General features: G+C 59.4%; 6 protein-coding genes and 1 pseudogene. 4 read left to right on the top strand and 3 right to left on the bottom strand.

Annotated features, from left to right (window positions below):
* Positions 1 to 145 precede the first annotated feature (145 nt).
* From ACODR8_RS18440 to ACODR8_RS18425, 4 genes and pseudogenes are all read left to right on the top strand, one after another.
* Positions 146 to 526 (top strand): transposase, encoded by a 381-nt coding sequence (locus tag ACODR8_RS18440; RefSeq protein WP_489008610.1) that lies wholly within the window; start codon positions 146 to 148, stop codon positions 524 to 526.
* Positions 523 to 870, top strand: a complete 348-nt coding sequence (gene tnpB / locus ACODR8_RS18435; protein ID WP_093021011.1) for an IS66 family insertion sequence element accessory protein TnpB — start codon at positions 523 to 525, stop codon at positions 868 to 870. The genes ACODR8_RS18440 and tnpB overlap by 4 nt, the downstream gene beginning before the upstream one ends.
* 51 nt (positions 871 to 921) lie before the next feature.
* Positions 922 to 2,439, top strand: a pseudogene (gene tnpC, locus ACODR8_RS18430) (IS66 family transposase); the annotation flags it as partial.
* Between the two features lie 79 nt (positions 2,440 to 2,518).
* Positions 2,519 to 3,562, top strand: a complete 1,044-nt coding sequence (locus tag ACODR8_RS18425) for an IS110 family RNA-guided transposase (protein ID WP_489008609.1) — start codon at positions 2,519 to 2,521, stop codon at positions 3,560 to 3,562.
* 400 nt (positions 3,563 to 3,962) lie between these two features.
* Here the strand turns inward: ACODR8_RS18425 and ACODR8_RS18420 are convergent, their stop codons facing one another.
* From ACODR8_RS18420 to ACODR8_RS18410, 3 genes are read right to left on the bottom strand one after another with little or no spacing between them, the layout of a single operon-like run.
* Entirely contained in the window at positions 3,963 to 4,391 is a 429-nt protein-coding gene (locus ACODR8_RS18420) for a nuclear transport factor 2 family protein (protein ID WP_489008608.1), read from the bottom strand.
* Positions 4,392 to 4,401: 10 nt separating this feature from the next.
* On the bottom strand, positions 4,402 to 5,190 hold the full coding sequence (locus ACODR8_RS18415; protein WP_489008607.1) for a class II aldolase/adducin family protein: 789 nt from the start codon (positions 5,188 to 5,190) through the stop codon (positions 4,402 to 4,404).
* Entirely contained in the window at positions 5,183 to 6,088 is a 906-nt protein-coding gene (locus ACODR8_RS18410) for a TauD/TfdA dioxygenase family protein (protein WP_489008606.1), read from the bottom strand. The genes ACODR8_RS18415 and ACODR8_RS18410 overlap by 8 nt, the downstream gene beginning before the upstream one ends.
* Positions 6,089 to 6,209 lie beyond the last annotated feature (121 nt).

Raw genomic sequence — 6,209 nt, 5'->3', positions numbered from 1 at the left:
AACGCCGCAAAGCCTGACAGGCCGCGTCAACGCCACCTTCCGTCGGCACTTACGGATGATTGCCGCTCTTTGAGTGAGGTGGCGGGTGTCGGACGAGATCGAGGATTCAGCAAGCGAACGGGCGACTACTCATACGAGTAATCGTATGAGTAGTCGGATCGAGGTCGTTAGCCGGGTGTCGGGCCGTCGGCGCTGGACGGTGGAACAGAAGCTGGCCGTATTGCGGGATGCATTCGGCCCCGACGGCTGCGTGCGGACGGCCTGTGAGCGCCACGACGTCGGCAGCGGTTCGATCTATACATGGCGACGGCAGGCGATGTCTGGTGAGCTTGCCGGGGTTCGCAAGCTGCCCGAGCCAGCCTTTGCCGAAGTCCGGATCGGCGAGCCGCCTGCGTTGCCTGCACCCATTGCACCGCTCGTCCCCGGCTTGATCGGGATCGAACTGCCTTCGGGCATCAGGGTGACCGTGGATGCCGCAGTTGATGCCGATGCCCTGTCGCGGGTGATCGGCGTTCTGGCGCGATGATCCCGCTCCCGCCATCGACGCGGATATTCCTGGCCTGCGGCGCGACCGACATGCGCAAGGGCTTCGATGGTCTGGCGGTGATGACGCAGCAGGTTCTGGAGGAGAGCCCGCATTCCGGTGCGTTGTTCGCTTTTCGGGGCAAGCGCGGCGATCTGGTGAAGCTGCTCTGGTATGACGGGCAAGGCATGTGCCTGTTCTCGAAGCGGATGGACCGGGGCCGGTTCGTGTGGCCATCGACCAAGACCGGGTCAGTGGTGATGACGGCGGCCCAGCTTTCGATGCTATTGGAAGGCATCGACTGGCGGCGACCGGAACGCACTTTCACCCCTTCATTGGCGGGGTAAAACGCCGATTTTCTGGCGCTTTCATTGGCGTTGCGACCACCGATCTGCTATATAATCGCGGTGTCGGACGCAGGCCTTTCCACCCCTGATAAAGACGCTCGGATCGCCGAGCTCGAAGCCGCATTGGCGGATGCCCGCGCCGATATTTCCGTCCGCGATATCCTGATCGATACGCTGCGCGTGCAGATCGCGCGCCTCAAGCGGATGCAGTTCGGCAAGTCGTCCGAGAAGCTCGATACCCAGATCGCCCAGCTTGAACTGGCCCTTGAAGAACTCGAAGGCGAGGCCATCGTCGCCGCCGCGCGCCGGGCCGATCCGGTAGCCGTCGATCGGCCGTCGCCGGTTCGGGCGCTGCCCGCCCATCTGCCGCGCGAGGAGCAGCGGATCGAGCCCGAGCAGGGCAACTGCACCTGTCCCGACTGTGGCGGCGCGCTGCGGCCGCTGGGGCAGGACAGCGATGAGATGCTCGATGCCGTGCCGGTGCAGTGGCGCGTCATTCGGACCATCCGCCCCAAGTATAGCTGCCGGTCGTGCGAGAAGATCGTGCAGGCACCCGCCCCGGTAAAGGCGATCGCCCGGGGCAAGGCGACCTTCGGCACGCTGGCCCATGTCGTCGTCTCCAAGTTCGATCATCATCTTCCGCTCTACCGCCAGGCTGAGATCATGGCCGCGCAGGGCATTGAGATCGACCGCTCGACGCTGGCAGGCTGGGTCGGTCAGGCATCGGTGTTGCTCGACCCGATCATCAGTCGCATCCGTGAGGTCGGGCTGACAGCCTCGAAGATCCACACCGACGATACGCCGGTCCCCATGCTCGATCCGGGACGTGGCAAGACAGCGACTGGCAGGCTCTGGGCCTACGCCGTCGACGATCGCGGCTCTGGTGCGACCTCGCCGCCACTGGTCTGGTATGAGTTCACCACCGGCCGCACCGGCGCGCATCCCCAACGCCAGCTGGCCAGTTTCACCGGCTATCTCCAAGCGGATGGCTATGCCGGCTATGACAAGCTCTACGATACCAACCGCGTCACCGAGGTCGCCTGCTGGGCGCATTTCCGGCGCAAGATATTCGACATCCACGCGACCAAGCCGACGCCGCTCACCACGGATCTGCTGGAACGTATCGGTCAGTTCTATGAGATCGAGGCACATGTTCGTGGCCTGCAACCCGATATCCGACGACAAAGCCGCCAGGACCGCACCAAGCCATTGATCGACGAACTGCACGAGGCGCTCGACGATGCGCTGCGCCGTCTTTCGCCCAAGTCGGAGATGGCCAAGGCGATCGCTTATGGCCGCAAACGCTGGGTCGCGCTCACGCGCTTCCTCGACGACGGCCGCCTGGAGATCGATAACAACATTGCGGAGCGCGCCATGCGCTGCGTTGCCCTGGGCCGCAAAAACTGGCTGTTTGCAGGATCAAAGGCGGGCGGTGATCGGGCCGCCGCCATCTACTCCGTCATCGAGACCGCCAAGCTCAATGGCCTCGAACCGCAGGCCTATATCGCCGATGTCATCGCCAAGATCGCTGGCGACTGGCCTGCCGCGCGCTGGGATGAACTCATGCCATGTTGGGGTGGACGGCTCCCAACGGCATCGCAATGTGCCAGAGTGAGTGCGTTGCAAGACTCAATCAAGGGAGCCGCCCGTGGAGCAAATTACCCGCATAGGCATGGATACGTCAAAGAACGTTTTTCAACTGCATGGCGTCGATGCAGCGGAGAAGCCAGTGCTGCGCAAGAAGTTGACGCGCCGGGAAATGGTTCGCTTTTTCGAAAAGCTGCCACCCACCCTCGTCGCTATCGAGGCATGCGGCAGTTCACATCATTGGGCTCGCCTTCTCGGATCGCTCGGGCATGACGTAAGGTTGATCGCGCCGCAATTAGCGAAGCCCTACGTCAAGCGCGGCAAGAACGACGCTGCGGATGCAGAAGCTCTCTGCGAAGCGGTAAGCCGCCCAACAATGCGCTTCGTTCCCGTAAAGACTGCAGAACAACAGGCGGCGCTCATGTTGGTCGGGGTGCGCGAAAGACTCATCCAGAAGCGCACACAGCTCGTCAACGCTATACGAGGGTATGGCGCGGAGTTCGGCATCACCGCGCCGACGGGTGCATGTCGCGTTGTACCGCTTCTCGAGCGCATCGCGGCAGATGAAGCGATACCCGATTTGGCGCGCGAACTTTTTGCGCTGCAGGGAAAGGAATATGCGCAGCTCCAGTGCGAGATCGAACGGATCGACGCGAAGCTGATGGAATGGCACCGCAACGACGAATGTAGTCAGCGACTGGCCAAAATTCCCGGCGTTGGACCTATTGGCGCGACCTTGCTCATAATGAAAACGCCCGATCCGCATCTATTCAAATCCGGTCGGGATTTTGCGGCATGGATGGGCCTGACCCCCAAAGATCACTCGACCGCCGGCAAGACAAGACACGGCGTTATTACGCGCGCTGGTGATGAGCTTCTCAGAAGCACGCTCGTGGTCGGAGCCACCGCAGTCGTTCAGCACGCCCGCAATGGGCGAGGCAGGAATCTCACACCATGGCTTATCGGCTTAATTGCACGAAAATCGCCTAAGCTCGTTGCGGTTGCCGTTGCTAACAAAGCCGCACGTGTCGCGTGGAAACTCATGGTGAGCGGCGAGCGATACCAACGCGCCGCGCCGCCCGCGCCAAGTGCGGTAGCAGCATAGAATTAGCCAGGAACGATGAGCAGAATATCAATGCTATCGTACTGAGCTGATCCGTGATCTTGCATGAAGAGAGCAGATGGTGCGATCGATCGATCCGAGGCGTGTGACACTCCGTCAGTTCCAGTGGCCATCACAGGCCGCTGCCGTGTTGGGAACACACACCGCGGAAACCATCTTGGCCAGCGGTCACGTGCGACCGCACCGAAAGGCCGGACATATGGAAGCAAGCGATCCGATCAAATTTTCCGCTCAGCCCTTGCAAGAGGGAGCCGTCCACATATGGAACTGGCAGCCAGATCAGCAACCGATCGCCGAAGCTGCCTGATCTGCGGCCTCCAGCCCACGCTTACAGATTAGAAGCCGTTCCCCATATCGCTATACCGGGAATGGGGAGCAGGGGTCAGGCGGGAACGTCCACAGCCGTCAGCTTCCGCGTGTGGAACTTCCAGATATTGTCGACACGTTGATACCGGTCTTCATAGACGCCGATAAAGCCCAATCTGAGTTTGTCGGAGCCGATCCTGAACTCGGTGTAGACGAAGCCGCGCGCATCATCCGGCCCGTCCATTTCAATCACATGATTATGTGTAAAGGGCCAGGGGTCCATCGACTCAAGATTGTCCCGGAATGTTTCCTCGATAGCGTGTTGGCCAGATCGGACTCCCCCTTCAGCCATGTTCGCGGGCATGTCGAACACGCCATCGGGCGTATATAACTGCAAGATCGCACTGACCTGGCGGGTGCGGACATAGTGGCAATAACGCGCAATCAGCTGGCGAATTTCTTCATGGGCTACGCAGCGTTCAACGGCGGCTTCCAGATCCGTCATATCCTTTTCCTCAATTGGCATAATTGGGATGTACCCGGTCCATAAGGCGCAGCATCGCGTTCCATTCCAGGCTGAGATCATTCGCATAGCGTGGGTCGAGGGCGGCCTCACGGACCTGTATCGATGTCTCGCGGGGCGCGAGGATAATGTCGGCGGCCGACATTGTGTCGACCTGAATGCGACATGCATTTTCGAACTGATAGGCCATCAAAAACGCATGGCGAACCGATCGCCCGACCATGAGCGTACCGTGATTATGCAGGATCATCACATCATTTGAACCGAGGTCGGACACGAGCCTTTGCCGTTCCTCGAGATTGACCGCCCCCCCCTCGAAAGGATGATAGCTAACCTGCTCGAAGAACATCATCGCGCTCTGCGAAATCGGCAGTATGCCGCATTTCATCGCGGATACCGCGGTTGCGGCTCTGCTATGAGTATGTATTACGCAGCCGGCGTCATCGCGCCCCATGTGAACGGCGCTATGGATCACGAAGCCGGCTGGATTGACGTTCAGATCGGCATGCCCGCGCAGCACGATGTTTCCGGAGGTGTCGATTTTGTGAAGGCTCGACGCCGTCACCTCTTCGTAGAGCAGCCCATATGGATTTATCAGGAAGTGGTGCTCATCTCCCGGAACGCGCGCCGTGATATGATTGTAGATAAGATCGGTGAGCCCGAAGTGAGCCATCAGACGGTAGCACGCCGCGAGTTCGACCCTGATATCCCATTCACCCGACGATACGGTTTCCCGCATAGAGTCCTTGCCCGGAGCGGCAACGCTGGCCTGATCAGCCATGGTGGCGATACACCGGAAGCGATGCCTCCCCGAGCGAACTGCTGTCGTCTTTTGTCGATACCCGCCGCATTTCCCGACGCTCCGACAGGTCAAAGCGGCGACCGCGATGCAGGACAGAGCGATTGTCCCACATCACCACATCGCCCGGTGACCATTCGTGACTGTAAACGCGCTCACGCTGTCCAATATGTTCGAGAAGCTCATGCGCAAGGGCACGGCCTTCGGGCACCGACAGGCCAGAAATCTCTGTCACCTTGCTATCGATCCACAACAGTTTGCGACCCGACCCCGGATGCGTCCGCACCAACGGCCAGCGTACTGGAGGATAGGCCCGATACTCGTCCTGACTATCTTCTATACCCAGTTGTATCCGGGTATTGTGTGAGTAGAAAACAGCGCTTCGGTCTTCGATGAGGTTCTTCGTCCGTTCGTCGAGGCTATCGTAAGCGTCGCGCAAATCCGCGAACTGGGTATGTCCCCCCCAACTGACCGCCGTTACGGCAGCGAGAATAGAGTAGCGAAAGGGGCGATGCTCATACGACGAGTCGGTATGCCAAAATGCGTTACCGACGTTAAGAAGAGTCATCTTGTGCGTGCGGGCCGCGACGTCGCCACACGCATCTACATTGGAAATGTCGGTCACGGCGTCATTGTTGAGCCGTGTGGCAGTCTTGTTCATCAACTTCGTTTGCAATCCCGTGTCCAGTGGTCCGAAACCACTCGCAAAGGCCACCTGTTGATCCAGTGTGATTGGCTGGTTTGGGAAATAAAGCACTCCATATTTCCAGATGGCATACTCCACCGCCTTGATTTCGTCCGGTGATAATGGGTTGCTCAGGTCAATTTCCCGCACTCTAGCAACAAAAGACTGGCTAAGCGGCTCGATTATTAACGACACGAACTTCTCCTGCTCATATTTTTTAGTCGCATGCTAAGTGCGATTTAATGACGTTCGACTACCTGTACATTCATAAACTGCGGCGATGCAGGCCCACGAGCGGTGATGCGTCACGTTTTCA

The sequence above is a fragment of the Sphingobium sp. FG58 genome, from assembly GCF_057809055.1.
The sequence above is the reverse complement of the archived record's forward strand: the minus strand, read 5'-3'. Positions and strand labels throughout refer to the sequence as shown.